This is a genomic window from Acinetobacter sichuanensis, from assembly GCF_003024515.2.
In the GTDB taxonomy this organism is placed as follows: domain Bacteria; phylum Pseudomonadota; class Gammaproteobacteria; order Pseudomonadales; family Moraxellaceae; genus Acinetobacter; species Acinetobacter sichuanensis.
The window spans coordinates 1-1,505 of sequence record NZ_PYIX02000145.1; the positions used below are offsets into that span (position 1 = coordinate 1).

At 37.0% G+C, this 1,505-nt stretch carries 3 protein-coding genes; 2 read left to right on the plus strand and 1 reads right to left on the minus strand.

The window, feature by feature from the left end; all coding sequences use genetic code 11:
• The first annotated feature begins 283 nt into the window (after positions 1–283).
• Together C9E89_RS22560 and C9E89_RS22565 are read left to right on the plus strand one after the other, a co-directional pair.
• Entirely contained in the window at positions 284–709 is a 426-nt protein-coding gene (locus C9E89_RS22560) for a hypothetical protein (RefSeq protein ID WP_107010298.1), read from the plus strand.
• Positions 710–761: 52 nt separating this feature from the next.
• Positions 762–1,037, plus strand: a complete 276-nt coding sequence (locus C9E89_RS22565; RefSeq protein WP_107010299.1) for a hypothetical protein — start codon at positions 762–764, stop codon at positions 1,035–1,037.
• On the opposite strand, the gene C9E89_RS22570 is transcribed toward C9E89_RS22565, so the two are convergent.
• Positions 1,006–1,380, minus strand: a complete 375-nt coding sequence (locus C9E89_RS22570) for a hypothetical protein (protein ID WP_147305751.1) — start codon at positions 1,378–1,380, stop codon at positions 1,006–1,008. The genes C9E89_RS22565 and C9E89_RS22570 overlap by 32 nt on opposite strands.
• Positions 1,381–1,505 lie beyond the last annotated feature (125 nt).

Below are 1,505 nucleotides of genomic sequence, written 5' to 3' on the forward strand. Positions count from 1 at the left end.
CGAGGTCATTAGTGAGGCAAATATCTTTGAAGCTATCATTGAAGGCTTTAACGAAGCTGAAGGTACCAATCTAAAACTAGCTGATATTACTAACCTTGATGTAGCGCAAGGCTGGATTGATGATTTTTTAGAGAAGTATTTGAAAGCGTAAGTAACATTAATCAATTTCACCCCTCTCTCTTCGACGCTCTCTGCTGTAATAGTCACAGTATGGAATATTTTTAGAGAGTCGAAGTGTTAAAAAGAAGCCTGCTATTAAAGATACAATAGGATTTATTAAAAAATGGTACTCCTTGTAGACCTTATAGATTTTCTTAAAGAATACAGTACTATCATTCCTATAATTACTTTTATTCTCGGTGCTTTTATTGGATTCAAAACCAATCTTTATATTGCTCGAAGAAAAGAATTTATAGAAATCTCCTCTCCGTTGCATGATGCTCTGATGGCTCAATTGCATGCCGAAGGTGATAGGATTTTTAGCAAACCTGTAAGTAAATCTGATTTGTTGAAATTGCGAAGCCGCTACATTCACAGGACGTGGTTTGATCAGATCAAAGGTATTGGCTTTGACAGAGCTGTTAAGCAATATCAAGAGCAATATCATAATTCTTACACTGTTAATGATAGTGGTAGAGCTGTTTTTACTAATCATGATGCCTATCTCAAAACCATTATGAACCTACTTAAATACACACCTATCAAATAACTTACTGCGAACCCGACGCAGTCCTTTAAAGCAGATCGGGGGGGAGATATTTATGGCAGCATATTCAATTACGTTTGACCTTAATAAGGTTGAAAGCCTCAATGATCTTGAAAAAGTTATAAACACCATTTCTAAACACACCATTCAACCAGCACCGTCTCAATACATTATTAGCTCCACCTTAATAGCTGGAGCAATTAAAGATAGATTGGAGCCTTTCTTTAAACAAGGTTCACCTTTGTTAGTGATAAAGATTGATATTAATGACTACGCATCATTACATATCGACAATCGAATTATGGATGCTTTGAGTCCGATTTATTTTTAAGGCTCTCACTGAGAATTAGGTTACCGTTACCTTCATAGATGAGTCGTCGCGCAATATTGTCATCAACTATTTCCTGTGATTCTAAAACCTCAGTATCGTGCTTTAAGGTTAACCCACCGCACCAAATTGAAAATCGCGTACCCGCAGGAATCACGCCACCTTCTTGAACTTTTTCAACTGGAGAGACAACAAATTTATAAAGACTATCGACTGATTGCTTAATTTCCTCTGGGTCAACCACACCAGCTTCAATTAACTTGCAAATCACTTGATGTCGCCAAGCGCGAATAGCACCTATTGAATCGCCGTCTAGTTGTTTAGCGATATTTTCAGGAAATTCCATAACAAACTCCATAACCCACCCAGTGTGGGTTTTCTTTTTAAAAATCGATACTTTCCCTGATATTATGAAGTTGAGACTCTGCACCAACATTTGCTCTCAAAACATCCATAAATATCGGAGAAAAC